General features: G+C 36.7%; 26 protein-coding genes, 1 pseudogene and 1 other annotated feature. Of the genes and pseudogenes, 22 read left to right on the top strand and 5 right to left on the bottom strand.

From position 1 onward, the window contains the following. From minD to pheA, 15 genes are all read left to right on the top strand, one after another. A complete protein-coding gene (gene minD, locus ACUL40_RS14560; protein WP_000503309.1) occupies window positions 1–798 on the top strand; it encodes a septum site-determining protein MinD in 798 nt (265 codons plus the stop codon). Between the two features lie 133 nt (window positions 799–931). After that, window positions 932–1,678, top strand: coding sequence for a stage IV sporulation protein SpoIVFA (spoIVFA, locus tag ACUL40_RS14555; RefSeq protein WP_000797471.1), 747 nt, complete (start codon window positions 932–934; stop codon window positions 1,676–1,678). Continuing rightward, entirely contained in the window at window positions 1,671–2,531 is an 861-nt protein-coding gene (gene spoIVFB / locus ACUL40_RS14550) for a stage IV sporulation intramembrane metalloprotease SpoIVFB (RefSeq protein ID WP_000599059.1), read from the top strand. The genes spoIVFA and spoIVFB overlap by 8 nt, the downstream gene beginning before the upstream one ends. A gap of 67 nt (window positions 2,532–2,598) precedes the next feature. After that, on the top strand, window positions 2,599–3,987 hold the full coding sequence (locus tag ACUL40_RS14545; protein ID WP_074553427.1) for an Rne/Rng family ribonuclease: 1,389 nt from the start codon (window positions 2,599–2,601) through the stop codon (window positions 3,985–3,987). 77 nt (window positions 3,988–4,064) lie between these two features. Beyond that, window positions 4,065–4,142, top strand: a sequence feature (ribosomal protein L21 leader region). A gap of 14 nt (window positions 4,143–4,156) precedes the next feature. Continuing rightward, a complete protein-coding gene (rplU, locus tag ACUL40_RS14540; RefSeq protein WP_000270907.1) occupies window positions 4,157–4,465 on the top strand; it encodes a 50S ribosomal protein L21 in 309 nt (102 codons plus the stop codon). Between the two features lie 11 nt (window positions 4,466–4,476). Then, window positions 4,477–4,821 (top strand): ribosomal-processing cysteine protease Prp, encoded by a 345-nt coding sequence (locus ACUL40_RS14535; RefSeq protein WP_001973720.1) that lies wholly within the window; start codon window positions 4,477–4,479, stop codon window positions 4,819–4,821. A 3-nt stretch (window positions 4,822–4,824) separates the two neighbouring features. Continuing rightward, window positions 4,825–5,115, top strand: coding sequence for a 50S ribosomal protein L27 (rpmA, locus tag ACUL40_RS14530; protein ID WP_000944958.1), 291 nt, complete (start codon window positions 4,825–4,827; stop codon window positions 5,113–5,115). Window positions 5,116–5,178: 63 nt separating this feature from the next. Further along, the gene (locus tag ACUL40_RS14525) at window positions 5,179–5,727 is read left to right on the top strand and encodes a sporulation initiation phosphotransferase B (RefSeq protein WP_001003584.1); all 549 of its coding nucleotides are present in this window, start codon (window positions 5,179–5,181) and stop codon (window positions 5,725–5,727) included. Then, window positions 5,727–7,013, top strand: coding sequence for a GTPase ObgE (gene obgE / locus ACUL40_RS14520; protein WP_000497128.1), 1,287 nt, complete (start codon window positions 5,727–5,729; stop codon window positions 7,011–7,013). The genes ACUL40_RS14525 and obgE overlap by 1 nt, the downstream gene beginning before the upstream one ends. A 139-nt stretch (window positions 7,014–7,152) precedes the next feature. Next, on the top strand, window positions 7,153–7,860 hold the full coding sequence (locus tag ACUL40_RS14515; protein WP_000276723.1) for a response regulator transcription factor: 708 nt from the start codon (window positions 7,153–7,155) through the stop codon (window positions 7,858–7,860). Then, a complete protein-coding gene (locus ACUL40_RS14510) occupies window positions 7,850–8,932 on the top strand; it encodes a HAMP domain-containing histidine kinase (protein WP_000865411.1) in 1,083 nt (360 codons plus the stop codon). The genes ACUL40_RS14515 and ACUL40_RS14510 overlap by 11 nt, the downstream gene beginning before the upstream one ends. A 93-nt stretch (window positions 8,933–9,025) precedes the next feature. Next, window positions 9,026–9,802 (top strand): ABC transporter ATP-binding protein, encoded by a 777-nt coding sequence (locus ACUL40_RS14505; protein ID WP_000114529.1) that lies wholly within the window; start codon window positions 9,026–9,028, stop codon window positions 9,800–9,802. After that, on the top strand, window positions 9,777–11,699 hold the full coding sequence (locus ACUL40_RS14500; protein WP_445422972.1) for an ABC transporter permease: 1,923 nt from the start codon (window positions 9,777–9,779) through the stop codon (window positions 11,697–11,699). The genes ACUL40_RS14505 and ACUL40_RS14500 overlap by 26 nt, the downstream gene beginning before the upstream one ends. A gap of 49 nt (window positions 11,700–11,748) precedes the next feature. Beyond that, window positions 11,749–13,662: an ABC transporter permease gene (locus ACUL40_RS14495; protein WP_445422971.1), complete on the top strand. Its 1,914-nt coding sequence runs from the start codon at window positions 11,749–11,751 to the stop codon at window positions 13,660–13,662. 96 nt (window positions 13,663–13,758) lie between these two features. After that, window positions 13,759–14,610 (top strand): prephenate dehydratase, encoded by an 852-nt coding sequence (gene pheA / locus ACUL40_RS14490; RefSeq protein ID WP_000621705.1) that lies wholly within the window; start codon window positions 13,759–13,761, stop codon window positions 14,608–14,610. A 104-nt stretch (window positions 14,611–14,714) separates the two neighbouring features. Here pheA and ACUL40_RS14485 read toward each other — a convergent pair whose 3' ends face one another. The 3 genes from ACUL40_RS14485 to ACUL40_RS14475 form a co-directional block, all read right to left on the bottom strand. Further along, complete coding sequence (locus tag ACUL40_RS14485) at window positions 14,715–15,362, bottom strand: MOSC domain-containing protein (protein ID WP_000510677.1); 648 nt, start codon at window positions 15,360–15,362, stop codon at window positions 14,715–14,717. Between the two features lie 79 nt (window positions 15,363–15,441). Then, a complete protein-coding gene (locus tag ACUL40_RS14480) occupies window positions 15,442–15,984 on the bottom strand; it encodes a transcription repressor NadR (protein ID WP_000812275.1) in 543 nt (180 codons plus the stop codon). Next, window positions 15,984–17,126, bottom strand: a complete 1,143-nt coding sequence (locus ACUL40_RS14475) for an IscS subfamily cysteine desulfurase (protein WP_000973778.1) — start codon at window positions 17,124–17,126, stop codon at window positions 15,984–15,986. Before ACUL40_RS14475 ends, ACUL40_RS14480 begins: the two co-directional genes overlap by 1 nt. 152 nt (window positions 17,127–17,278) lie before the next feature. On the opposite strand from ACUL40_RS14475, the gene nadB reads away from it, so the two are divergent. The 5 genes and pseudogenes from nadB (at window position 17,279) to ACUL40_RS14450 (ending at window position 23,699) form a co-directional block, all read left to right on the top strand. Then, window positions 17,279–18,808 carry an L-aspartate oxidase gene (gene nadB, locus ACUL40_RS14470; RefSeq protein WP_001138533.1) on the top strand — a complete coding sequence of 510 codons (1,530 nt, stop codon included), beginning with the start codon at window positions 17,279–17,281 and terminating at the stop codon, window positions 18,806–18,808. Window positions 18,809–18,827: 19 nt separating this feature from the next. Then, the gene (gene nadC / locus ACUL40_RS14465) at window positions 18,828–19,661 is read left to right on the top strand and encodes a carboxylating nicotinate-nucleotide diphosphorylase (protein ID WP_017673424.1); all 834 of its coding nucleotides are present in this window, start codon (window positions 18,828–18,830) and stop codon (window positions 19,659–19,661) included. A 29-nt stretch (window positions 19,662–19,690) separates the two neighbouring features. Next, complete coding sequence (nadA, locus tag ACUL40_RS14460; protein WP_063220490.1) at window positions 19,691–20,797, top strand: quinolinate synthase NadA; 1,107 nt, start codon at window positions 19,691–19,693, stop codon at window positions 20,795–20,797. Between the two features lie 225 nt (window positions 20,798–21,022). Further along, window positions 21,023–21,179: pseudogene (gene safA, locus ACUL40_RS14455) on the top strand (SafA/ExsA family spore coat assembly protein); the annotation flags it as partial. Window positions 21,180–23,054: 1,875 nt separating this feature from the next. Beyond that, entirely contained in the window at window positions 23,055–23,699 is a 645-nt protein-coding gene (locus ACUL40_RS14450) for a YhcN/YlaJ family sporulation lipoprotein (protein WP_001093536.1), read from the top strand. Between the two features lie 33 nt (window positions 23,700–23,732). Here the strand turns inward: ACUL40_RS14450 and ACUL40_RS14445 are convergent, their stop codons facing one another. Further along, window positions 23,733–24,167: a hypothetical protein gene (locus ACUL40_RS14445; protein ID WP_000721223.1), complete on the bottom strand. Its 435-nt coding sequence runs from the start codon at window positions 24,165–24,167 to the stop codon at window positions 23,733–23,735. Window positions 24,168–24,596: 429 nt separating this feature from the next. Here ACUL40_RS14445 and ACUL40_RS14440 point away from each other — a divergent pair, with 429 nt between their 5' ends. Further along, complete coding sequence (locus ACUL40_RS14440) at window positions 24,597–25,157, top strand: BofC C-terminal domain-containing protein (protein WP_445423149.1); 561 nt, start codon at window positions 24,597–24,599, stop codon at window positions 25,155–25,157. On the opposite strand, the gene ACUL40_RS14435 is transcribed toward ACUL40_RS14440, so the two are convergent. Further along, the gene (locus tag ACUL40_RS14435) at window positions 25,140–26,084 is read right to left on the bottom strand and encodes an iron-hydroxamate ABC transporter substrate-binding protein (RefSeq protein ID WP_000823606.1); all 945 of its coding nucleotides are present in this window, start codon (window positions 26,082–26,084) and stop codon (window positions 25,140–25,142) included. The two genes, ACUL40_RS14440 and ACUL40_RS14435, sit on opposite strands and share 18 nt — an antisense overlap. Before the next feature lie 188 nt (window positions 26,085–26,272). Here ACUL40_RS14435 and ruvA point away from each other — a divergent pair, with 188 nt between their 5' ends. Beyond that, window positions 26,273–26,890 (top strand): Holliday junction DNA helicase RuvA, encoded by a 618-nt coding sequence (gene ruvA / locus ACUL40_RS14430; protein WP_000464511.1) that lies wholly within the window; start codon window positions 26,273–26,275, stop codon window positions 26,888–26,890. Window positions 26,891–26,894: the final 4 nt, after the last annotated feature.

Here is a 26,894-nt window from a genome sequence, read left to right as displayed (position 1 = left end):
GTGGGAGAGGCAATAGTAATTACATCTGGAAAAGGCGGAGTAGGTAAAACTACTACATCTGCGAACATTGGTACGGCCCTAGCGTTATCTGGAAAGAAAGTGTGCTTAATTGACACAGATATCGGTCTTCGAAATTTAGACGTAGTAATGGGGCTGGAAAATCGTATTGTATTTGATCTTGTTGATGTCGTTGAAGGGCGTTGCCGTTTACCTCAGGCTCTTATTAAAGACAAACGTTTTGATGATCTTTATTTATTACCTGCAGCACAAACGAGTGATAAATCAGCGGTAACACCTGAACAAATGGATGAATTAATACAAGTATTACGTCAAGATTATGATTACATATTAATCGATTGTCCTGCGGGGATTGAGCAGGGATTTAAAAATGCGGTAGCTGGTGCGGATAAAGCAATCGTTGTTACGACTCCAGAAGTATCCTCAATGCGCGATGCGGATCGTATTATTGGGCTTTTAGAAAAAGAGGATATTGAACCACCCAAACTTGTTATTAACCGTGTACGTAGTCATATGCTTCATGAACAGGATATGTTAGATGTTGATGAAATTGTACGTACATTATCAATCGAGCTTCTTGGTGTTGTCGAAGATGACGATGAAGTTATTCGAGCTACAAATACAGGTGAACCTGTGGCGTTGCAACCAAGCGGAAAAGCAGCGTTGGCTTATCGTAATATTGCAAGACGCTTGTTAGGTGAGAATGTACCATTACAAGCATTTGAACAAGAAAAGGTATCGGTATTTGCAAAGGTGAAAAACTTCTTTGGAATCCGTTAAGAGCACTTCGCACATATGCGAGGTGCTTTCTTTTTTCTTCACACGAATATCTTTCTTTCTTAGCTCATACATATGTACAAACTGTATACAACTGTTTCTAATGAAATTAGCTTAACGAAAGAAAGGAGACAGTATGAAGAATAGACGCGTAGAAGAAATTAAAAAGCGGATTGCAAAAAGGAAGGCCGAGCAAGAAAGGATGGAGGAAGAGCAGTATTTTAACGGAGGGAATTTTGATAGTGAAGCAGTATTTATTGAAGATGGAGAAAAGGAAATGCATCCTTTATTTCGAAAGGAAGTCTTTTTCTTCAAAGTTTTATTATCAGCAATATTAGTTCTTTCGGTTGCTATTTTATATAAGAATGCTCCTTCTTCATTCAATGGAGCTAAAGCTGTTACAGAAAAAGTGATGAAAGAGGAATTTCAGTTTGCTACTGTAGCGAAATGGTACGAAAAGCAATTTGGAAAACCGCTTGTATTCTATTCGCCGAACGAGAAAAAAGAAGGAAGTATTCAGCAAAAAGATTATGCGATTCCTGCTTCTGGAAAGGTAATGCAAGGGTTTCAAAAAAATGGCCAAGGTGTATTTGTCCAAACAGCTACAAATGCAAAAGTGGAGTCAGTAAATGAAGGGTTAGTTGTTTTTGCAGGCAAGAAAGAGGAACTTGGAAATACAGTTCAAATTCAACATGCAGATGGTACGGAGTCATGGTATGCAAACTTAAACGATATGTCAGTGAAATTATATGATTACGTTTCAAAGAAACAAAAAATTGGAACGGTGAGTAATGATACAAATGATAAAAATGGAAAGTTTTATTTCGCGATAAAAAAGAATGAGAAATTTATTGATCCGATCCAGGTGATATCATTTGATTAAATATAGGGACGTTTTAACGAAAATTTCCGTGCATCCATTATTTTGGGTTATTATTGTCATTGGTATTTTTACTGCGCGTTTTAAAGAGTTACTACTGTTATTTTGTATTGTTCTTATTCATGAACTTGGGCATGCTTTTGCAGCAGCACACTATAATTGGCGTATAAAAAGAATTCAGCTTTTGCCGTTTGGTGGCGTTGCCGAGCTTGAGGAACATGGTAATAAGTCATTGAAAGAGGAACTTGTTGTCGTAATTGCTGGACCGATTCAACATGTTTGGATGATGCTGGTAGGTTATATGTTGTTCAAAGCTGGTTGGTTGAATGCAGATTTATATTATTTCTTCATGTGGAATAATATAATTATTTTAGCATTTAATTTACTTCCTATTTGGCCGTTAGATGGCGGGAAAGTATTGTTTAATGTATTATCATATCGTTTCCCTTATTTACAAGCACATGAAAAGATGATGCAATTGTCATGTGTTTTTTTTAGTGTAATATTAGGATGGCAGTTACTCTGGAATAGTAACAATATTATGATGTGGGTACTACTCATATTTTTAGCAGTGTCATTATATCAAGAGTGGAAACAAAGACGGTATGCATTTATGCGTTTTTTATTAGAACGTTATTATGGAAACAAAAGAGGAATCGAAAAGATTGCACCTATTGAAGTGCGAACGGAAGATCGTTTATATACGATCTTCACAAAATTTCGTAGAGGATATAAGCATTCTATTATCGTCCGTGGAAAATATAAAGAGCATTACACATTGGATGAAAATGAATTGCTCTATGCATATTTTACTGAAAAACGAACAACTTCATCAGTTGAAGAATTAATCGGTTAGTGTTGACGATAGCACTAACCTTTTATTATTGTAAAAGCAAAGAAGATTATAAAGTGAGGAAATAATTTTGAAAACGTTATATGTGAATTACGCTGGTTCGGAAAAGCGCGTTGCAATTGAAGAGAAGAAAAAGATTGTTGAGTTTTTATGGAAACGTAATGAAGAGCAAGAGATTGTTGGGCATATTTATGTTGGACGTGTCGTAAGAACAATTGCTGGAATGAATGCAGCTTTTGTAAACATCGGTTTAGAAAAACATGCTTACCTTTCATACGATGATGTACCATCTTCTTATCGTATACATGAAGGGCAAGCGATACTCGTACAAGTTGTGAAAGAGGCAATTGATACGAAAGGGCCTAAATTGACAGCGAATATAGAATTTACCGGGAAATATGTCGTTTATATGCCGTTTGATGAGATGCGCGCTGTTTCTCGAAAAATAAAAAATAATAAAAGAAGACAACAGTTACTCCAAATTGAAATAGAGGGAACGGGGGGGTACATTTTCCGTTCTGCTTCTGAAAAAGGAGCAATTGAAGAAATACAAGCTGAAATGCAAGGGTTACAACAGTTGTATGAAGAGTTAAAAAGAAAAGAGGGTCAAGGAAAGGTGCCGTTATTACTTCATCGACCGGCGACCTTTTTAGATCGTGTATTTCAAGAGAATCCAATTGAAACAATTGAAAAAGTAGTTGTAGATACAAGAAGTATAGTAAAGGAATTAGAAGACAAAGTTGGAAAAGAAAAAGTATCTTTTTATAATGAAAAGTCTTCGATGTTTAACCATTTTGGAATAGAGCGTGAGATTGAGAAAGCACTCCAAAAAATTGTTTGGCTTCCAAATGGTGCTTATTTAATTGTAGAACAAATGGAGACGATGACTGTAATTGATGTGAATACGGGCAAGTTTACGGGAAAACAAAATTTACAAGATACAGTACTTCGCACAAATGAGCTAGCCGCTGAAGAAATTGCACGCCAATTAAGACTTCGTGATATTGGTGGTATGATATTAATTGATTTTATTAATATGAAAAAAAGAGAAGATAAAGAAAAGGTAAGAGAATGTCTCATAGCTGCTATGCAAGGTGACCGAACATATACAAGGGTGCTCGGCTTTACGGAGCTAGGGATTTTGGAAATGACACGTAAACGTAAAAAGCATTCTTTACGGGACGTATTATTAAAAGAGTGTGTACCTTGCAAAGCGACGGGTTATGTGATGTCGCATGAAACAATTGCGTATGAGTTAGAGAGAGAACTAATCACATATGGCAATATAGAAGATGAAGCAGTATTAATCGCTGCGCCTAAAGAACTGCAAAAACAGTTTTTGCAAAAAGGATTACAAAAAAATATTCCATTTGAAATTTATTTCAAAGATGATATTATCGAAAAGTATGCTATCGTTCGTTTTGGAAGTAAAAAAGAAATTGTAGAACGGAAAAAATAGTTAGCAGAACATTTATTGACAACCGTCTATGATTCATGATAACATCTTTATGTTATAGTTTATAGCACCTAAACGGCTATATGCTACAACCGCACAAGACAGGTTCCCTAAAGGCATTTATGTCTACCTCGTTTTTGGCGAGTCTTAGTAATTAAGAGGAGGTGCAAGTATGTACGCAATTATCGAAACAGGTGGAAAACAAATTAAAGTTGAAGCTGGTCAAGCAATCTACATTGAAAAATTAGATGTTGAAGCTGGTGAAACTGTTACTTTTGACAAAGTTCTTTTCGTTGGTGGCGAAAACGTTAAAGTTGGTAGCCCAGTTGTAGAAGGTGCAACAGTTACTGCGAAAGTTGAAAAACAAGGTCGCGCTAAGAAAATCATCGTTTTCAAATACAAAGCGAAAAAGAACAATCGTAAGAAACAAGGTCATCGTCAACCTTACACTAAGCTAGTTGTTGAAGCTATCAACGCTTAATTCTGGTTAACATGATTAAAATTACGATAAGTCGCACGAAATTAGGAAGTATCCAATCATTTAAAATGACTGGACATGCCGATTATGCGCCACATGGACAAGACCTTGTCTGTGCCGGAACTACAGCGGTTGTGTTTGGTTCTATAAATGCAGTGGAAGAACTTTGTAATGTGCAAGCAACTATTGAACTCGGAAGTGATGGCGGATTCTTAACGTATGAATTGCCTAATGATTTAGACGTTCATGCAGCAGAAAAAGCACAAACGCTTTTAGAAGGATTAGTTGTTTCGCTTAAGACGATCGAACTTGATTACGGAAAGTATATCCGTTTAATAGAAAAAGTGCAGGAGGTGTAACGTATGTTAAGATTAGATCTTCAGTTTTTCGCATCTAAGAAAGGTGTAGGTAGTACAAAGAACGGTCGTGACTCTCAGTCAAAACGTCTTGGTGCTAAACGCGCAGATGGTCAAACGGTTACAGGTGGTTCAATTCTTTACCGTCAACGCGGTACAAAAATTTATCCAGGTGTTAACGTTGGTCGTGGTGGCGATGACACTTTATACGCGAAAGTTGACGGCGTAGTACGCTTTGAGCGTCTTGGTCGTGACCGCAAACAAGTGAGCGTATATCCTGTTGCTCAAGAAGCATAAGAACTCACGGAAAACTCTAACCTGAGTGCAGGTTAGAGTTTTTCTATATTAAGGGGTATCTAAATGAATGAAAAATGGACAATTATAGATGCATTGCGCCATTCAAGACATGATTGGCTCAATCGTATGCAGATGGTGAAAGGAAACCTTTCCCTTGGAAAAGTGGAAGAAATTCATAGTCTCATCGATCGTTTTGTCCAAGAAGCGAGACAAGAATCCAATCTGATGGGGCTATCAATGCCTTTATTTTCAGAGTGGATTTTAACATATAATTGGAAACAGCAGCCGTGCTTATTGGAGTACGAAGTATTAGGGAAATTACATAACTTATCTCACTTAGATGAGACTGTATGTACATGGACGAATCAATTTTTCTCGATGCTTCAGCATAGTTTAGACGTATATGTTGAAAATTATGTTTGTATCACAATTGAATGTGACGCGGATAATGCTCGTTTCTTTTTTGATTTTCGTGGTAAGCTAACGAGTGTAGAAGAACTACAGAATTGGCTTGCGACCCAAAACAATAAATGGTATTCCATTTCTTATACAGTGCGAGACGAAGAAGTCTCAGTTATATTACAACCAATTGAAAAAAGTGTGGTGAAATAATGTTTGTAGATCAGGTCAAGATATATGTAAAAGGCGGCGACGGTGGTAATGGTATGGTTGCGTATCGTCGTGAGAAGTATGTACCAAAAGGTGGCCCAGCAGGTGGCGACGGAGGTAAAGGTGCAGATGTTGTTTTCGTAGTTGAGGAAGGCTTACGTACATTAATGGACTTCCGCTACCAACGTCATTTCAAAGCTGATCGCGGTCAGCACGGAATGAGTAAAGGTCAGCACGGACGTAAATCTGAAGATTTACTTGTAAAGGTTCCGCCAGGAACAGTAGTAAAAGATGAAAAAACTGGTCAAATTCTTGCCGATTTAGTAACGCATGGACAAACTGCTGTAATTGCAAAAGGTGGCCGTGGTGGCCGTGGTAACTCACGTTTCGCAACAGCTACGAACCCAGCGCCAGAAATCGCTGAGAACGGGGAACCAGGTCAAGAGCGTGATGTTATTCTAGAACTTAAAGTACTAGCAGACGTTGGACTTGTTGGATTCCCAAGTGTAGGTAAATCTACATTATTATCTGTTGTATCATCAGCGCGTCCGAAAATTGCAGAGTATCACTTCACAACAATCGTTCCGAATCTTGGTGTTGTTGAAACTGGTGATAACCGCAGCTTCGTTATGGCTGACCTTCCAGGACTAATTGAAGGCGCACATGCTGGCGTCGGACTGGGACACCAATTCTTACGTCATATTGAGCGTACACGTGTAATCGTGCATGTTATTGATATGTCTGGTTTAGAAGGCCGTGATCCATATGAAGATTACGTAACGATTAATAATGAATTGAAAGAATACAATCTTCGCTTAACTGAGCGTCCGCAAGTTGTTGTTGCAAACAAAATGGATATGCCAGATGCAGAAGAAAACTTACAAGCATTTAAAGAGAAAGTGGGAGACGAAGTAAAAATCTTCCCAATCTCAGCTGTAACAAGACAAGGTGTTCGTGACTTACTGTTTGAAGTAGCGAACTTAATAGAAACAACACCAGAATTCCCAATACATGAAGTTGCGGATGAGTCTGATACAAGTGTAATGTACAAATTTGATACTGAAGGTGTTAAATTTGAAATTACACGTGAAAGTGATGGCACGTTTGTTATCTCTGGTTACGATATCGAGAAAACATTCAAGATGACAGACTTCTCACGTGATGAATCTGTACGTCGTTTCGCTCGTCAAATGCGCGGAATGGGTATTGATGAAGCGCTTCGTGCACGTGGTGCAAAAGACGGAGATATTGTAAAAATTCTTGAATATGAATTTGAATTTATCGATTAAGACTGCCGAAATACGGCAGTCTTTTTTTATATCGTAAAAATCGGATTTATATAGGAAAAAATCCCCACTAATTAAATTTTCAATTTATAATAAAAAGGGAGTGGTTTTTAGAAGAATTTTTTATGGGGAGAAAACGAACATGTATAAAATATTAATTGTAGAAGATGATGAGAAAATCGCGGGAATATTAGAAGAGCATTTAGAAAGATATGGCTATCAATCATTTAGAGCAAGTGATTTACGTCAAATAAAAGATGAGTTTGTAAAAGTGAATCCTCATCTCGTGTTACTTGATATTAATTTACCGTACTTTGACGGTTTTTATTGGTGTCGTCAAATTCGTACTGTATCGAATGCGCCAATTATTTTTGTTTCTGCAAGAACAGGAGAAATGGACCAAGTAATGGCGATTGAAAATGGCGGCGATGATTATATTACGAAGCCATTCCATTTAGATATCGTAATGGCAAAGGTGAAGAGTGCGCTTCGCCGTGGTTACGGAGAGTATGCTTCTGCTGCTGAGAGTGATTGTTTAGGTGTAAATGGACTGTTGTTATTCCCGTCTCAGCATATTGTTGAGTGGCAAGGACAACAAACTGAACTGACAAAAAATGAGTTTTACTTATTAGAGTGTTTAATGAAACAGGTGAATCAATATGTAACGCGCGAAGAACTGTTAGAAGCTCTATGGGATGAAGTAGCATTTGTGGATGATAATACATTAACCGTAAATGTAAAACGTGTAAGGAAGAAACTAGAGGAGTTAGGCATTAAAAATGCAATTGTAACGAAACGTGGATATGGTTATGCGCTTCTTACGGAGTGGGGCGAAGGGCATGAAGGTTAAAAATTACCTCATGGACCGCTTTTCTTTAATTCTTTCTTATATTGTTAGCCTTTGTTTATTTGGGCTCGTTTTACAGTTGCAAAGTCTTTTAGAAAAGCGATCCATTGATTGGAGTACGTGGTTATATGGACTTTTATTAGGAACAGTTGTGTTTACTGTATACCTCATTTACGATTACCGAAAACGGAGTGTGTTTTTAAAGAGGATCGAAAAGTATGTTACTGGTGGAAATACATTACATGACTCTTTACTTATTGATGAATCTTATACATCAGAGCAAGAAATGGTCGTTGAATCTTTTACGTTATTAAGACAGCAATATATGAATGAAGTTCATAAACAGCATGCGAAAGAGCAACAGCAAATGATATTTATGAACCAATGGATTCACCAAATGAAAACACCAGTATCTGTTATTGAATTATTGCTGCAAAAGTTTGGCAAAGAGCATCGTGAGGCAAGAGCAACAGTTGAAAGTATTCGTGAAGAAAATAACCGTATACTAAATGGTTTAGATTTAGCGTTACATATGGCAAGACTAGAGCAGTTTGCGAAAGATTATAAGGTAGAAGTAGTAAATGTTATAGATGTCGTGCGAGGTATTATTAATGAAAATCGGAAATCCTTCATTCAATCGTCTGTATTTCCGAAAGTGATGTTTGAAGAAGATACTTGTATGGTTGCCTCTGATAGAAAATGGCTAAGTATTGCTATAGGTCAAATCGTTGTAAATGCAATTAAGTATACGAAAATTTCAGCGGCAGAGAAAAAGGAAATTCAATTTCAAATTGAAGAGAAAGACCAAAAGGTGTTATTACATATTAAGGACAATGGAATCGGTATTCCAGAGCAAGATGTAAAGCGCATATTTGATCCATTCTTTACGGGGGTAAATGGCCGTAAAACGAGAGAAGCGACTGGAATGGGGTTATATATTACGAAGGAAATTTGCGATAATTTACATCATGGAATGTATGTCCAATCGGCTGAAGGAGAAGGGACAACATTCACGTTCCAATTTGCAAAAGATGAAGAATATCATACATTGATGAGAAAAATGACAAAACTGTAAGATAACAAAACGTTTTGTAAGGGAAATCACTCGTTTCTTTTTCTTATTTTTCTTATAGTAAATGTAAGAAGAAAACACGTAGGGGGATTAGAAATGAGTGTTCTTGAAGTAAAAGGATTAACGAAGGTGTACCAATCAAAAGGTTCAGTAGCGACGACTGCTTTAAACGATATAAATTTTAAAATAGAAGAAGGCGAATTTGTAGGGATTATGGGTCCTTCAGGAAGCGGGAAAACGACGCTTTTAAATTTATTAGCAACAATTGATAAGCAAACTTCAGGTCATGTGCTTGTAAATGGTGAAGAAATTAATCAAATGCGTGCTGCAAAATTAGCGGAGTTTCGCCGTACACATTTAGGGTTCATCTTTCAAGATTTTAATTTACTTGATACGCTATCGATTAAAGAAAATATTATTTTACCTCTTGTAATGGCGAAGAAATCTGTAAATGAAATAGATGCAAAAGTGCTTGAGATTGCAAAGTTCTTAAATATTGAAGAAATATTAAATAAAAAAGTATACGAAGTATCTGGGGGACAACAACAACGTGCAGCAGCAGCGAGAGCAATCATTCATGAACCGACGTTAATTTTAGCAGATGAGCCAACTGGAAACTTAGACTCGAAGTCAGCGAAATCGCTAATGGGCGCTCTGCAAGATTTACACGAGCAAAAGAAAGTAACGATTGCAATGGTTACGCACGATCCAGTAGCGGCTAGTTATTGTGAACGTATCCTTTTCATACGCGATGGGGAAATTTTCTCGGAAATACATAAAGGAAGAACGAAACAAGCCTTTTTCCAAGAAATTCTGGACGTACTTGCGATGCTAGGAGGAGAATATCATGAACTTTCGCCAGCTCGCGCTTAATAACGTAAAAGGAAATTGGCGTAACTATAAAGCGTTTCTTATAAGTAGTTGTTTATCGATTGTCGTATTTTTCATGTATGCTTCTTTTATTTATCATCCAGATGTCGTAAGCGGTAATATTAGTATGAGAAAGATGATCACAAAAGGATTAGAATCGATGAATTATATTGTGGTCATCTTCTCGGCACTCTTTATTTTATATGCAAATTCAACGTTTTTACGAGCAAGAAAAAAAGAGTTTGGTCTACTAACATTAATAGGCGGAACGAAATCGCAGATCGGCCGAATGATTATATTAGAGCAACTGATGTTAGGTAGTATTGCAATTGTAATTGGTATTGGGGTTGGAATGCTTTGTTCAAAATTATTTTTCCAAGCGTTAAGCGTATTATTGAAAATAGATAAGACACTTCCACTTGTTTGGAATAGTAAAGCAGTTCTTATTACAGCTGGCGTATACTTTATCCTATTTTTAATCCTATCATTGTTTAGCGTTTGGACAGTAGGACGCTTGCAAATTATTGATTTATTAAGAGAAGCTAGAAAGCAAAAAGTAGAGCCGTTTGCATTTACATGGTTATGTGTAGTTGGTATAGGATGTATTATTGCTGCATATGTACTTAGCTTCCAAGTAACGTTTCTGAATTTCCTCATCCTCTTTTTACCAGTGGTAGGACTGACAATTGGCGGAACGTATTTATTATTTACACAAGGTAGTACAGTTGTATTAAAAGCATTACAAAAAAGAAAGCAATCTTTCTATACGTATCCAAATATGTTTGTTCTTAGCAATCTTATTTATAAAATGAAAGATAATGCTCGTTTTCTATTTGTAATTTCTATTATTACGGCGGTAGTATCTTCAGCAGTAGGTACACTGTACGTATATTTTGAAAATATGAGTGCGAAAACGGTAGAACTTACACCACATGCTATTTCATATGAGGAAAAGGGGTTAAATACGCATAATCTTATTAATGAAGAAAAGGTACAGGAGCTTGTGAAGAGACACGGGTTTGAAGATGCGCGAAAAGTAACCTACGTTAAACTACCGGCAACACAGAAAATAACGTTGTTTAATAGTGAACATGAAGTACCGATGACGATTATTTCAGAAAAAGAATATAATGCAGAAGTGCGCAAACAAAAGAGAGAGCAACCTACAGAAATTCATAATGCACCAGGTAGTGCAACGATGGTTATGGTTGATATGTCAAATGAACTGATGAAGATAGATCGTACGAAACCGTATGAATTTACAATTAACGGGCAAAAGCAGTCTGTTCAATTAAATAATCCAACGCAGTATTCTGTTTTTAATGATAGTGAATATCTTATTGTAAATGATCAAGATTTTGAGAAATATGCAAAACTCGTACCAGATGAAGAAAAGACGAAATATTACGGTTATTATATCGAGGATTGGAAAAATACAGAAAATCTTGTATTAGATTTGAAAAATGAAATTGCACCAGAAAAGCAAGGAGAATTGAGAAATTCAGTGTTTGCGTATAAGGATATAAGAGAAGGTGGAGCAATTACAATGTTCATCGGTTTCTTCGTAGCGGTACTGTTCTTCTTCTTCGCTTGTAGTATGACATACTTTAAATGGTTTAACGATAAAGAACAAGATCGTATTCAATTTAAATCGTTAAAGAGAATCGGTATGACAGATAAAGAAATTCGCAAAATTGCGATTCGACAAATGGGAGTTATCTTCTTTATCCCAATTTTAATCGGTTCCATTCATAGTGGAGTTGCTCTTCATACGTTAGGGAAAATGCTTTATATTGATTTATGGAAATCAGGTGCGCTTGTAATTGGAGCATACATTTTAGCTTCTGCCATTTACTTTATGATCGCGCAAAGAGGATATTTAAAACACGTAAAAAGCTAGGGGAACCTCTAGCTTTTTGCCTATGTAGTAAGTTACAGGAGGACGATAGATGAACATTTGGCAACTAGCGCTGCAAAATATAAAAGGAAATTGGCGTAATTATAAAGTGTTTTTCTTAAGTAGTTGTTTTGCAGTATTTGCTTCTTACGCATATATGTCTGTCATTGTGCATCCGTATATGCAAGAGACGATGTGGTATCAAAACGTACGTTGGGGACTTATCATATGTAATGTTATAATCATTTCTTTTTTCGTCATATTTATTTTGTACTCTACTTCTATTTTCATAGAAGCACGTAAGAAAGAATTAGGGTTATATATGTTAATGGGAGCAACGAAATCTAACGTAATAGGAATGATTATGACCGAACAAATTTTAATCGGGGTCTTCGCGAATATTTTCGGTATTGTGCTCGGTATGATATTTTTAAAACTCTTTTTTATGGTATTTAGTATGTTACTGGGGCTTCCGAAAGAACTCCCTGTGATATTTGACGTAAGGGCGATTGGTGTAACATTTATTACATATATGGTCGTTTTTATTTTGTTATCTTTTATAAGTGCTTTACGTATATGGAATATAAAAATCATTCGGTTATTGAAAGAATTTCGAACAGATAAAAAAGAGAAGAAAACATCAAAGTGGCTTTGTTTATTCGGTTTTGCTTGTTTAGTGGGCGGGTATGCGTTGGCGCTACAAGTGACGATGACTACGATAGCAATATACTTTTTCCCTGTGTCTATACTTGTCTTTTTTGGAACGTACTTTTCTTTTACACATGGAGCTACCCAAGTGTTAGAAATGATAAAGCGAAATAAAAAGATTATGTATACATATCCGTATTTATTTATAGTGAATCAATTGTCACATCGAATGAAGGAAAATAGTCGCTTTTTCTTTCTGATGTCTATGGCAACGACGTTTGTAGTTACAGCAACAGGTACGGTGTTCTTATATTTTTCTAGCATGCAAGATATGTGGCGAACTGGAGGGGTACACTCGTTTTCGTACATAGAAAAAGGTATTTCTACTCATGAAGTCTTTGAGGAAGGTGCGGTTGAAAAATTACTGCATCACTATGAGTATGATGATTTTCAATATATGAGTTTTGTTGGAGTTTATGCATCCTTTCAGTCTAATAAGGGAGAAACAACAATAGTACCGCTTATAAAAGAAAGTGAATATAACCAAGAAGCAAGGAAACAAAGACAGAAAACGTATCGTCCTAAAAAAGGTACAGTGACACTCGTTTATTATAATAAATACAATAATTCGAATGTATATAATCAAAAAGAGATTCAATTGCAAGTAATGAATCAACCATATCAATTCGTATTTAACGGTCAGAAAGAAGGGGTTCAATTTAACCATCACCCTTCGTACATTAATGGTCTGTTCTTCGTTATGAATGATGAAGATTTTGACAGTATAGCAAATCAGGTTCCTGATTCTGAAAAAATGATATATAGAGGCTACACATTATCAAATATCGAAAAGACGAAGAAATTAAATGAAGATTTACGGAGACATATAAAACAAGATAATAATAATGCATTTCGAAGCAATATGGAGTTGTATGTAAATATGAAAGAAGTCGGCGATATTACTCTATTTGTAGGCTCATTTATTAGTATATTATTCTTTCTCACTTCATGTAGTATCGTGTATTTTAAATGGTTCCATAATATTGCATCGGACCGAAAGCAGTATGGTGCACTCTCTAAACTTGGAATGACGAAGGAAGAAGTATGGAAAATTTCTCGTTGGCAATTATGTATGCTATTTTTTGCGCCAATTATAGTAGGGAGTATGCATAGTGCAGTTGCATTATATACGTTTCATAATACGCTTTTTATGGATGGATCATTAAGAAAAGTAGGTGTGTTCATTCTGTTTTATATCGCAGCATGTATCATTTATTTCTTCTTCGCTCAAAGAGAGTATAAGAAACATTTAGACTAGCGAATGCTAGTCTTTTTTAAATATTCGAAATTTACATAGAAGAATATAAAAAAGTATGGTATAACAGTAAGAAAACGAAAAAGAGGGGAAAAGACGATGATTCGAGTAGGATATTTAGGACCAGAAGCAACATTTACAAATATGGCGGTGAGTCGTTTTTTTCCGGAAGCAGAGCATGTACCGTATCGAACGATTCCAGATTGTATAGATGCAGCTGCAAATGAAAATGTAGACTTCGCAGTTGTACCGTTAGAAAATGCAATAGAAGGTTCAGTGAATATAACGGTTGATTACCTTGTACATGAGCAGCCGCTTTCCATTGTAGGAGAAATTACAGTACCAATTCAGCAGCATTTACTTGTACATCCGCAGTATGCAGAAGTGTGGGAAGAAGTATATGCAGTGCATTCTCATCCGCATGCCATTGCACAGTGCCATAAATTTTTAAATGAAGAATTAAAAGGAGTAACTGTTCGAGATATGACATCTACAAGTGCGGCTGCACAATATGTGAAAGAACATCCTGAAGAGAAAATTGCCGCTATTGCAAATGAAGCGGCTGCAGAAAAATACGGATTAACAATTGTGAGACGTAGTATTCATACGCATAAAAATAATCATACACGTTTCTTAGTACTCCATAAGAAAAAGAAAGCAGTACTCCCGAATAACGGAGAGAACCGCGGAGAGAAAACGACGCTTATGATAACGTTACCTGCAGATTATGCAGGTGCCCTATATCAAGTGTTATCAGCTTTCGCATGGAGAAAATTAAACTTATCAAAAATCGAATCGCGTCCGATGAAAACAGGTCTTGGAAATTACTTTTTCTTAATCGATGTCGATAAAGCATACGATGACGTATTATTGCCAGGCGTAACGATGGAACTTGAAGCACTCGGTTTTTCTGTTACTGTGCTGGGGAGTTATTCTTCTTATTGGTTGTAAGATGTAGATGGAATGTTGGTGTTTGTCTAATCGTCAATATCATTTCATTGCCTAATATATTTTTTAATAGATTAATAAAATCCCACCTGCAGAAGGTGGGTTCTTTATTTTAACTTCGCAAGACGATCTTCTAATTGACCACGCCAAATATCAGCTAGTTCTGGAACAGCAAGAATCTTCTCGATGCCATCTTTATCTTTTCTATTATGAAAATAAATTTCGTTAGAGAATAAAACAGAAACATTGCTTGATGGACGTTCTAGTAATGTAATTTTTGAATCTTTACGTACAGTACCTTCTTGAAGAACGCGGCATAGGTAGCCAGTAAATCCAGTTGCTACAATACGCGGCAGTATGCCAGGGATGCCAAGACGTTTTGAAATTGTGCTACAAGGTACGCGAGCTTGCGTTACTTGAATGATTGCTTCGCCTAGTTGATATGTATCTCCGATGCATACGTCATGCTCTAACATATTTGTTACGGTAATGTTTTCGCCAAATGCGGAAGCTGGAAGTGTTGTTTGAAATTCTTTTTCCCATAGTGCGTAATGCTCGTGTGAGTACACACAAACTGCGCGATCAGGTCCACCGTGGTGTTTTAAATCTGCTACATCATCACCAAGGAAGCCATCTTTTGATAGGAAAGCTTCTTCGGTAAGTTCTTTACATATACCGGTAATCATTTCTTTATCTTCGCCATATTTCATTTGTTTCGGTTTGCCAATGCTAAAGTGAACGAGTTCAATTCCCATATTTGATCTCCTTTACGATTGATTACAATATTATAGCATTAAAAAAGCACAGAGAATGATAAAAACTCTGTGCTTTACATTAATAAACGAGAAATCCTGCTTTATCTAACGCCTCACAAGCAGCATCTAATTTTTCTTTAGAATCTGCCTCGATTGTATGTAAGTGAATACCATCTGTTAGTTGTGAAAGATAGGAAGCATTTGTGTTTTCGATTTTTTGTAAATATTGCTCTACATCAAAGCGATTGCTTACCATAATGGAGGCTGTTAAGTCACCGTATACAGGATGCTCAACTTTTACGTCTTTAATCGTAACGCCATGGTCAACAAGCATTGTAAGTTCCTGACGTACTTCTGCTGGTTTATGTTGGCATACGATTACGCGTTCAAAAGTTTGTTGTTTCTCTTGTGGCTTTAAATATAAATAGCCTTGAGCAGTTGCAATAATTGGTTCGTTTCGTGCTTTAAGCAAGGAAATATCTTGCACGATAACTTGTCTACTTACGTTCGTCTTTTTCGATAGTTCATTCCCCGATAACGGTTCATTTGCAGCAAGAAGCCACTGGAGGATAAGTTGTCGTCTTTCTTCACCTAAAATCTTTTTTTGTTCATTTTGTTTCATTATGATTTAACACCTCTATAAAATTGATTTCCAATTGTGTGTAGTGCATGAATAGTAGTATCAATTTGATCTTTCGTTGTTTGTTGTCCGAAAGAGAAGCGGACATATTGTTTTGCCTCTTCATACGTTTTTCCAATTGCAAGCATAGTTTTCGAAGGTTCTTGTTTGCCGACTTGGCAAGCACTTCCGGTGGAAATGGCGATACCATGGCGATTACATTCTAGCATAGTATATTGACCTTCTATTCCTTTTATTGTAACCCCAACAATATGTGGTAAACAAGAAGTAGAATGACCTTCTACTGTAATTTCTAGTGGAAGTGTTTGTATTTGCTCTAAAAAGTAGGATCGTAACTCTTTAAAACGTAAACTTTCTTCCCATTGAGTTTTTAATATATTTTCAGCAGCTGTTAAAAAAGATGCGATGCCGGGAACGTTCACTGTACCTGGGCGAAATCCTTTTTCGTGAGAAGTTCCTGGAAATACTTGTTCCCAGCGAGTTTGCGGATTTATGTAGCAAGCGCCGACACCTTTTGGTCCGTATATTTTATGTGCTGAAACAGAAAGACTATCAACCCCCATCTCAAAAACATGGATAGGCAGTTTACCAAACGTTTGCACACAATCCGTATGAAATAAAACATTATATTTTTTTAAAAGTGCCCCGATTTCTGTAATGTTTTGAACGGTTCCGATTTCAGAGTTTCCATGCTGTATACTTGCTAGCACAGTATCTTCCGTAATAGCTGCCTCTAAATCTACTAAACAAATGAGTCCATTTTTATCAACAGGAATTTCAGTGATCGTATAGCCTTTTGATTTTAGAGATTGAAAATAACTTCGAATGGATGCATGTTCCATAGGTGTCGTAATAATATGCTTCTTATTTCGGGCATTTAGAAGTGATTGGATCGCAAGATAGTTCGATTCCGATCCACCACTTGTGAAAAATACTCCTTGTTCTTTTCCTCCAATCATTTCCGCAAATGTTTTTCGGCAAACTTGTAATAAAGAAGAAGCCGTTCCTCCAATATCATGTAAACTTTGTTCATTTCCGAAGTATTGCGATGCTGCTTTCATATATGTTTGTAACGCTTCCTCGCTCATAGGTGTAGTAGCTGCATAGTCAAGATATATCATCATGTAAGTTCCTCTCTCTAGTAAGAGTTACATTTCTTTTACTTTTTAAATGGTAGTGAAAATAAGAATTTTAAAAAAACTCTTGTCATTATTTTAAAACTATGTAAATATAGGTGTCAAGACAGTTGAAAAGTGTAAAGTAGGAGGCAACAATTATGCCAAGCGCAGATGTCTTAATTATTGGAAGTGGCGTTGCGGCACTTCGTGTTGCAAAAGAGATTTGTCACGAAAAGAATGTGATTATTATCACAAAGGAGACGAAACGTAATAATAATACACATTTAGCTCAAGGTGGAATTGCCGCAGCGGTAGCTACATACGACAATCCTAATGATCATTTTGAAGATACGCTAGTAGCAGGGTGTCATTATAACAATGAAGAAGTGGTCCGTTATTTAGTCGAGGAAGGACCGAAAGAAATTAATAACCTTATTGAAAATGGAATGAAATTTGATGGAGATGAAACAGGTCCTCATCTTGGAAAAGAAGGAGCGCATCGAAAACGTCGTATTTTACATGCAGGTGGCGATGCAACAGGAAAGAATTTATTAGAGCATCTTATTCAAGAAGTAGCTCCATACGTTACGGTAGTGGAACAGGAAATGGTGCTCGATTTTATTATAGAAAAAGATAAATGTGTTGGGGCTTTAACTCGCAACAATAAAGGAGAATTGAAACGTTATAATGCAGATTATACGGTGTTAGCTTCAGGCGGTATTGGCGGTTTATACGCCTTTACTTCTAATGATGAGACGATTACAGGCGATGGACTTGCAATGGTGTACCGTGCAGGCGGAGAGCTTGTAGATTTAGAGTTTATACAATTTCATCCGACGATGTTATACGCGGGTGGGCGTTGTTCTGGTCTTGTGTCCGAAGCTGTTCGCGGAGAAGGAGCTGTCCTTGTAAATGGAAAAGGGCAGCGTTTTATGATGGATATACATTCCGAACAGGATTTAGCGCCTCGTGATGTAGTCGCAAGGGCTATTCATGAACAGCTACTTGCGGGTGAAAAAGTGTACTTAAACATCGAAATGATTCAAAACTTTGAACAACGCTTTCCGACCGTGTCATCGATATGTAAAACAAATGGAGTCGATATAAATAAAAAACTTATTCCAGTCGTGCCTGGTACTCATTTTCACATGGGCGGCGTGAAAACGAACTGTGATGGAGAGACGTCTATTCCGAACTTATACGCAGTCGGTGAAGTAGCTTGTAACGGGGTTCATGGTGCAAATAGATTAGCGAGTAATTCATTATTAGAAGGTCTTGTGTTTGGAAAAAGAATCGGACGACACATTTTATCTAGAGAGACAAAAGAAAAGGTGAACATGCTAGCCGAAAAGGAAGCAAAGTTTATCGTTCTGAATCATTTACCGACGAAAGAAGAAATACAAAAATGCATGATGAAATATGTTGGGATTGTGCGAACAGAGCAAAGTTTATCTTATGCGAAGAGATGGCTTAGTAAGTATGGTGTTCGAAATATGATATTACAACATGATGTTCTTACGAATGAAGAGATAACGCTTATTAATATGTTAACGGTTTGTGAGCTTATAGTTGTGTCAGCCTTGCAAAGAGAAGAAAGTATTGGCGGGCATTACCGGAGTGATTATCCAGATAGAAATATAGGAAAGAAAGAGATTGTTCGAGTAAAGAGAAAACGACAACTTGTGTAATGAGGGGAAGAGGGGCTTTATGAACACGATAAAAGTTAAAGAAGCATTAAATCGATTTTTTTTAGAAGATATAGGGGAAAGAGATGTAACATCTCAGCTTATTTTTCCAGATAACTTGCTTTCGAAAGGAACGTTTCTTGCGAAGGATACAGGGGTCTTTGCAGGACGTTTAGTAATTGAATCAGGATTTAAATTAATTGATGAGAGAATTGAAGTAGAGCTTCATAAAAAAGATGGGGACCTTGTAGAAAAAGGCGAAATCATTGCAACTGTGCAAGGTCCAATTGCATCGTTATTAACAGCAGAGCGCGTTATATTAAATGTTATTCAGCGTATGAGCGGAATAGCGACGATGACGCGTAAAGCGGTTCTTGCTTTAGATAGCAGTCATACTCGCATTTGTGATACGCGAAAAACGATGCCAGGACTACGTATGTTTGATAAGCATGCAGTCGTGTGCGGCGGTGGATTTAATCATCGCTTCGGTTTATATGATGGTGTCATGATTAAAGACAATCATATTGTGTTTGCTGGTTCTATTACAAAAGCTGTTACATCAGTGAAAGAGAAGTTAGGACATATGGTGAAAGTAGAAGTAGAAACAGAAACTGAGGAACAGGTGAGAGAGGCTGTTGCTGCTGGTGCTGATATTATTATGTTCGATAATCGTACGCCAGATGAAATCCGGGAGTTTTCAAAAATTGTACCAAGTGCTATCGTTACAGAAGCTTCAGGGGGCATCACAATTGAAGATTTACCGAAATACGGAAAAACAGGGGTAGATTATATTTCACTTGGAGCGTTAACACATTCAGTGAAAGCACTTGATATTAGTTTCAATATTGAAGGATAAGGAAAGTGGCTTAGAGGGGAGAAACGTATATGAGTATTTTAGAACAAGTACAGCCAATTGAAACGATGTTACCAGAGCGTTATTACACGATGTCAACGGAAGATATGGAAAAGCGTGTTCGTGAAATTAAAGAGAAAATGGGGAAAATGTTATTCATTCCAGGGCATCATTATCAAAAAGATGAAGTGGTACAATTTTCAGATGCAGCAGGGGATTCACTTCAGCTTGCACAAGTTGCAGCGAGCAATAAAGACGCAAAATATATTGTGTTTTGCGGGGTGCACTTTATGGCGGAAACAGCAGATATGTTAACGACAGATGATCAAGTTGTCATCTTACCAGATATGCGTGCAGGTTGTTCGATGGCGGATATGGCAGATATTGAACAAACAGAAAGAGCATGGAAAGAGCTCACGAAATTATTTGGAGATACGATGATTCCGTTAACATATGTGAACTCTACAGCTGCAATTAAAGCGTTTTGTGGTCGTAACGGAGGAGCAACAGTAACATCTTCTAATGCAAAGCAAATGGTATCTTGGGCGTTTACTCAAAAAGAACGTCTCGTCTTTTTACCAGACCAACATTTAGGGAGAAATACAGCGTACGATTTAGGTATCCCGTTAGATAAAATGGCAGTATGGGACCCATACACAGATTCATTAGAGTACGATGGGGATATAGAAGAAATTCAAGTAATTTTATGGAAAGGGCATTGTTCTGTTCATCAAAATTTTACAGTGAAGAACATTGAGAGCGTACGAAAAAATCATTCTGATATGAATATTATTGTACATCCAGAATGTTGCTATGAAGTTGTAGCTGCTTCAGATTATGCAGGCTCAACGAAATATATTATTGATATGATTGAATCAGCGCCATCTGGTAGCAAATGGGCGATTGGTACAGAAATGAATTTAGTGAACCGAATTATTCAGCAACATCCAGATAAAGAAATTGTTTCACTTAATCCATTTATGTGTCCGTGCTTAACGATGAACCGAATTGATCTGCCTCACTTATTATGGACACTTGAAACGATAGAAAGAGGAGAAGAAATTAACGTTATTAGCGTAGACAAACAAGTAACGGCAGAAGCGGTTCTTGCATTAAATCGTATGTTAGAGCGTGTGTAAAGCAACGGTATTCCTGTTGCTTTTTTTCATACATATAATCATAACGAGAACGAAATGGGCATACATTGTTTTGAAGAAATCATTGTGGTTCTTTATGCTTATTCCGCTTCGAATGATATTGAAAATCGAAGAAGTGATAAAAGTGAAAAGAAGTTAATGTTATTTAGAAAGAGTTACTTCATGAGATTTGTTACTTATAGATAAGTTATACAGGAGGGGGAAAATTTGAAAATTCATATCGTGCAAAAAGGGGATACCCTTTGGAAAATTGCGAAAAAGTACGGAGTGGATTTTGACACGTTGAAAAAAACAAATACACAACTTAGTAATCCAGATTTAATTATGCCAGGTATGAAAATTAAAGTGCCATCCAAGAGTGTTCACATGAAACAACAGGCTGGAGCAGGTTCAGCGCCTCCAAAGCAATACGTAAAAGAAGTGCAGCAAAAAGAATTTGCAGCAACACCAACTCCGCTTGGAATAGAAGATGAAGAAGAAGTTACGTATCAATCAGCACCAATTACACAGCAGCCAGCTATGCAACAAACACAAAAAGAAGTGCAAGTAAAACCGCAAAAGGAGATGCAGGTAAAGCCGCAAAAAGAAGTACAGGTGAAACCACAGAAGGAGATGCAGGTAAAGCCACAAAAAGAAGTACAGGTGAAACCGCAAAAAGAGGTGCAAAAAGAACAGCCAATTCAAAAAGAAAAACCAGTTGAAAAACCGTCTGTTATTCAAAAACCACCTGTGATAGAAAAACAAAAACCGGCGGAAAAAGAAAACACGAAGTTTTCGGTAAATGTATTACCGCAGCCGCCACAACCACCAATAAAACCGAAAAAAGAATATAAAATTTCAGATGTAATAAAAAAAGGAAGCGAGTTAATTGCTCCTCAAATTAGTAAAATGAAACCTAACAATATCATTTCTCCGCAAACGAAAAAAAACAATATAGTATCGCCGCAAGTGAAGAAAGAAAATGTAGGAAATATAGTATCGCCGCAAGTGAAGAAAGAAAATGTAGGAAATATAGTATCGCCGCAAGTGAAAAAAGAAAATGTAGGAAATATAGTATCGCCGCAAGTGAAAAAAGAAAATGTAGGGAATATAGTGTCACCGCAAGTGAAAAAAGAAAATGTAGGGAATATAGTGTCACCGCAAGTGAAAAAAGAAAATGTAGGGAATATAGTGTCACCGCAAGTGAAAAAAGAAAATGTAGGGAATATAGTGTCACCGCAAGTGAAAAAAGAAAACGTAGGGAATATAGTATCGCCAAATGTATCGAAAGAAAATGTAGTGATTCCACAAGTCATACCGCCAAATATTCAAATGCCAAATATTCAAATGCCAATCATGGATAACAACCAGCCACCGAATATAATGCCAATCATGGATAACAGCCAGCCACCGAATATAATGCCAATCATGGATAACAACCAGCCACCGAATATAATGCCAATTATGGATAACAACCAGCCGCTGAATATAATGCCGATTATGGATAACAATCAAATGCCGAATATGATGCCGATCATGGATAACAATCAAATGCCGAATATGATGCCGATTATGGATAACAATCAAATGCCGAATATGATGCCGATTATGGATAACAATCAAATGCCGAATATGATGCCGATTATGGATAACAATCAAATGCCGAATATGATGCCGATTATGGATAACAATCAACCACCCAATATGATGCCCTATCAAATGCCGTATCAACAGCCCATGATGCCGCCGAATCCGTATTATCAACAACCAAATCCATATCAAATGCCATATCAGCAAGGAGCGCCGTTTGGACCGCAATATACGTCTATGCCCAACCAGAATATGATGCCAATGGATAATAATATGCCGCCGCTTGTGCAGGGTGAGGAAGATTGTGGATGCGGAGGAGAAAGTAGACTATATAGTCCACAACCAGGCGGTCCGCAATATGCGAATCCTTTATATTACCAACCAACTCAGTCTGCATATGCACCACAGCCAGGAACGATGTATTATCAACCAGATCCACCGAATGTATTTGGAGAGCCCGTTTCAGAAGAAGAGGACGAAGAAGAAGTTTAAAAAGGCGGGAGTATTCCCGCCTTTTTTACATTCCTGTTAATTAAGAAAATGAAGTTTTTTTATGAAGTGCTAGAAAATTCCCAGTGAAATATTAACAGTGTAAAAACCTTCTCGGTTACTCATCATAAGAGGGAGCTTTTCAGTAGAGAAGCTCATTCTAACAGAGGGGGTTTTTGTATTGAATACGAAAGTAAAAGTGATTGCTGCTTCTTTGTTAGTTACCAGTGCATTAGCTGCATGTGGTACACCGAAAGATAACAATGCAATGGATGGACGTAACTACAATTACGAGCGTACATCTTATAATGATACACACCAGTATCGTGATAATGTGACACGTAATGATCGTTATACAGATTATGTAACATATAGAAATGGTCGTAACGATACAGGATACAATTATTATCGAGATGTAAATTACAATGGACAAATTGCTAATCCGCATCCAACTCGTAATATTACAATGAACAATTCATACATTAACAATGATGGTAAAACAGCTGAAAGAATAACAAATCGTGTGAAACGTATGAATAACGTAGACCGTGTGTCTACAGTTGTATATGGAAACGATGTAGCGATTGCGGTAAAACCACGTAACACAGTGACAAATGAAACGGCGATGGCTAACGAAATTCGTCAAGCTGTTGCAAATGAAGTTGGAAACAGAAACGTATATGTTTCTGTAAGAAATGATATGTTTACTCGTGTCGATGCAATGAGTACGCGTCTACGTAACGGTACAGTTACAAACGATTTTAATCGTGACATAGTGAATATGTTCCGAGACATTCGTTACGGTTTAACTGGTACAGTGCGATAACAAAACAAAAGAGGAAGGGATAGCCCTTCCTCTTTATTCATCGTTGTCTTGTAAGCGACGTTTTTTAATAAAATAACTAACGGAATAAGAAACTAAAAAGCATATGAAAAGAATACTACCTGTTGAAATAGCTTCAAATAGAGGTCTTTCTGGACTGAAAATAATATAAATAATAGCCGTAACGATTCCTACAATAAGGGAGTGGAAGACAAGTTTGTAATAAGGAGTTAACTGTATTTCCTTTTCGCCTTCTTCTACATCGATTGAAACACTTAACTGTAAATAAGCAAGTAAAATACTTGTAAACATAAATAATAGCCACAATGGAGATTTCGTAATTTGATCAATGCCTTCAGTGAAACCGATATAGCCTAAAATTCCAACTACGCCAATGTATTGAAAAAGAAAGACAATACGTATGTTTTTTAACATTTGAAGAATGAGGCGTTCATCCTTTATTTTTTTCATAATATTCATCCCCTGCTTATTATGATTTCGCTGTCACATTAATTGTAACATATATATTGCAATTATCAATTTATAATTTACATAAAATAATTTGGATGAAAGAGGAAATAAAATATTTTTATAAACATGTTGCACTTATACTTTATTAATGTTATATTAGCAAAGCGATGAGCTAATTTACGTAAGACGAGAGATATGCTTAAGTGCTAAACACGCGAATGTGGTCGCCTGGTCTCTCGCCGTAAACGCATCAAGACGCCTGCTTTGCAGGCGTCTTTCATTTTATATAAAAGTAAATGATACATGCAGATGAGGTAAACCCTTATCTGCATTTTTTATTTTTCGAAAGAAATGTAATATGGATAAAACCCCCATTTCCGGAAAAACTACTAATGAAAGTATGATCTTGCCTAAAAGAGGTGAACGGAAATGAAATGGATACTGATTGCGATGCAAGCTTTCGTTATGATGTTTTGTTTCGTTTATGGAACGAATGTGAAGGCGGAAGGGCCAGTACCAGAAGTAACGAAAAAAGAACCTGAGGTTACAATTTTATTAGAGCGTATGTATGTTGATGGCGAAGTAAGCGAAGAAATACTTACAGAAAAAGTGACGGATTTAGAAAAGTTTTTACAGCAGTATAAAGAATGGCAGCTCGTTGATCGTGATGATGTACAAATTGTATTGCAAAAGAAAGTTGATGATATTTCTCCGTTATTGAAAACGAGCGGGTATTTTGGTGTTTCAGAGGAAGGGATATTACAAATTTTCAAAGGTGTACCGAAAAGTGATAATGCGATCCATTCTTTCTTTCAAATTGATATGAAAAAGCTTGAGAGCTATGAACGTGCGAAATTGAAACGTGGCATTCGTATTAAATCAAAAGAAGGTTTTGTGAAGACGATTGAAAAAATGAAGCAATACGCAGTTCAAAGTAAGAAAAAAGCAGCTCATGGTGAGCTGCTTTTTTTCTTATTTGTTTTTAGCTAAAATTTCTTTTGCGATTTCATCAATTAGCATATCTTTTCCGATTGGATTGAATGCTTTCGTATTGAAGACTTCATTTGATACTTCATATACGTGATTATTTTTAACTGCTTTATTGTCTTTCCAAACGGCACTGTTTTTGTAGTCTTCGTAAACTTTATCAGCTTCGCCGCCGAAGTTTACAATAAACATTTGGTCAGGCTGGAATGCAACTAGACCTTCTAGTGATACTTGCGCCATCGTTTGTTTTAAATCCGTACCTTTTGTTGCTGGAAGTTTTAAGTCATTAAAGATGATGTCACCGTATCCGAAGCTACCGTATACACGGAAGTTTTGTGGTGTAACTGCAACGAACATAAAGTTCTCATCTTTTGTTTTCTCTTTAATTTTTTTAGATAAAGAGTCTGCTTTCTTATCGTAGTCTGCAATCCATTTGTCTGCTTTCTTCTCTTCGTCAAATAGCTTACCTACTTCTTTAAACTTACCACGCCAGTCTTCTAAGTTTGTTTCTAGAACAACTGTAGGTGCAACCTTTTCTAGTTGATCATAAATTTTTAATTGACGGTTGTTTAAAATAATTAAGTCTGGTTTTAAAGCAGTAACAGCTTCTAAATCAACTTTAGGTGCCCAGTACCAACCTACTGCTTTTACTCCATCTAACTTGTCTGTTAAGTGATTTTGGATTTTATCTTTATATGTATTTGCTGTACCAACAGGTTTGTGTCCAAGAAGTAATAGTTCTTCTGTTGATCCAGATAAGTCAACAATTCTCTTTGGATTTACTGGAATTGTAGCTTCACCTTTAGCATGTTTTACAACTTTTGTTTTCGGTTGTTCTTTTGCCTTCGATTCTTCTTTTTGAGAAGAACAGCCAACGATAGAAAGAACAACGAGCATAATAGTAAATAAAATAAATAGCTTACGTTTCATCCTGATGTAACCCCTTTAATTAGTATTGATAATCATTATCGACTTCTGTATATTAAGGTGCTTTAACCTTTCTGTCAATGGAAAATAACAGAAGTTTCAAGTGGAGAACATTTGTTGGGGCAGTCTCGCTTTTCTATCATTAAATATGTTAAAATGGAATACATGATTTAAGAGGGAGAGATCGTATTTTGTTTGAATATGTTACAGGTTACGTGGAGTATGTAGGGCCGGAATATGTCGTAATTGATCATAATGGAATTGGTTATCAAATTTTCACACCAAATCCGTATGTATTTCAAAGAAGTAAGCAAGAAATCCGTGTCTATACATATCATTATGTGAGAGAAGATATTATGGCACTTTACGGGTTTAAAACACGTGAAGAGCGTTTATTATTTACAAAGTTGTTAGGCGTGTCTGGCATTGGGCCAAAAGGAGCTCTTGCAATTTTAGCTTCTGGTCAAACAGGACAGGTCGTTCAAGCGATTGAGCATGAAGATGAGAAGTTTTTAGTGAAATTCCCAGGCGTCGGAAAGAAAACAGCACGCCAAATGATTTTAGATTTAAAAGGAAAACTAGCAGATGTCGTACCAGATGCATTTGTTGATTTATTCTCAGACACAGAACGTTTTGATGAGAAGAAAGGTTCATCAGCTGAGCTTGATGAGGCACTGGAAGCTCTCCGCGCACTTGGATACGCAGAACGCGAAGTTTCTCGTGTTGTACCAGAGTTATTAAAAGAATCATTAACGACGGATCAGTATATTAAAAAGGCACTTAGTCTTTTACTAAATGGTAAGAGGTGAGTAT

Source organism: Bacillus sp. KNSH39, from assembly GCF_052656585.1.
This window is presented reverse-complemented; position numbering and strand designations above follow the sequence as displayed.

What these genes read in the sequence shown, in the direction of transcription:
- nadC (WP_017673424.1), top strand. Translation starts at nt 18,828, where the DNA reads ATGAACACGATAAAAGTTAAAGAAGCATTAAATCGATTTTTTTTAGAA.
- obgE (WP_000497128.1), top strand. Translation starts at nt 5,727, where the DNA reads ATGTTTGTAGATCAGGTCAAGATATATGTAAAAGGCGGCGACGGTGGT.
- ACUL40_RS14505 (WP_000114529.1), top strand. Translation starts at nt 9,026, where the DNA reads ATGAGTGTTCTTGAAGTAAAAGGATTAACGAAGGTGTACCAATCAAAA.
- ACUL40_RS14495 (WP_445422971.1), top strand. Translation starts at nt 11,749, where the DNA reads ATGAACATTTGGCAACTAGCGCTGCAAAATATAAAAGGAAATTGGCGT.
- nadB (WP_001138533.1), top strand. Translation starts at nt 17,279, where the DNA reads ATGCCAAGCGCAGATGTCTTAATTATTGGAAGTGGCGTTGCGGCACTT.
- ACUL40_RS14440 (WP_445423149.1), top strand. Translation starts at nt 24,597, where the DNA reads ATGAAATGGATACTGATTGCGATGCAAGCTTTCGTTATGATGTTTTGT.
- rpmA (WP_000944958.1), top strand. Translation starts at nt 4,825, where the DNA reads ATGTTAAGATTAGATCTTCAGTTTTTCGCATCTAAGAAAGGTGTAGGT.
- spoIVFA (WP_000797471.1), top strand. Translation starts at nt 932, where the DNA reads ATGAAGAATAGACGCGTAGAAGAAATTAAAAAGCGGATTGCAAAAAGG.
- ACUL40_RS14535 (WP_001973720.1), top strand. Translation starts at nt 4,477, where the DNA reads ATGATTAAAATTACGATAAGTCGCACGAAATTAGGAAGTATCCAATCA.
- ACUL40_RS14480 (WP_000812275.1), bottom strand. Translation starts at nt 15,984, where the DNA reads ATGAAACAAAATGAACAAAAAAAGATTTTAGGTGAAGAAAGACGACAA.
- nadA (WP_063220490.1), top strand. Translation starts at nt 19,691, where the DNA reads ATGAGTATTTTAGAACAAGTACAGCCAATTGAAACGATGTTACCAGAG.
- ACUL40_RS14510 (WP_000865411.1), top strand. Translation starts at nt 7,850, where the DNA reads ATGAAGGTTAAAAATTACCTCATGGACCGCTTTTCTTTAATTCTTTCT.
- ACUL40_RS14525 (WP_001003584.1), top strand. Translation starts at nt 5,179, where the DNA reads ATGAATGAAAAATGGACAATTATAGATGCATTGCGCCATTCAAGACAT.
- ACUL40_RS14475 (WP_000973778.1), bottom strand. Translation starts at nt 17,126, where the DNA reads ATGATGATATATCTTGACTATGCAGCTACTACACCTATGAGCGAGGAA.
- ACUL40_RS14500 (WP_445422972.1), top strand. Translation starts at nt 9,777, where the DNA reads ATGAACTTTCGCCAGCTCGCGCTTAATAACGTAAAAGGAAATTGGCGT.
- pheA (WP_000621705.1), top strand. Translation starts at nt 13,759, where the DNA reads ATGATTCGAGTAGGATATTTAGGACCAGAAGCAACATTTACAAATATG.
- ACUL40_RS14435 (WP_000823606.1), bottom strand. Translation starts at nt 26,084, where the DNA reads ATGAAACGTAAGCTATTTATTTTATTTACTATTATGCTCGTTGTTCTT.
- ACUL40_RS14445 (WP_000721223.1), bottom strand. Translation starts at nt 24,167, where the DNA reads ATGAAAAAAATAAAGGATGAACGCCTCATTCTTCAAATGTTAAAAAAC.
- ACUL40_RS14485 (WP_000510677.1), bottom strand. Translation starts at nt 15,362, where the DNA reads ATGGGAATTGAACTCGTTCACTTTAGCATTGGCAAACCGAAACAAATG.
- rplU (WP_000270907.1), top strand. Translation starts at nt 4,157, where the DNA reads ATGTACGCAATTATCGAAACAGGTGGAAAACAAATTAAAGTTGAAGCT.
- ACUL40_RS14515 (WP_000276723.1), top strand. Translation starts at nt 7,153, where the DNA reads ATGTATAAAATATTAATTGTAGAAGATGATGAGAAAATCGCGGGAATA.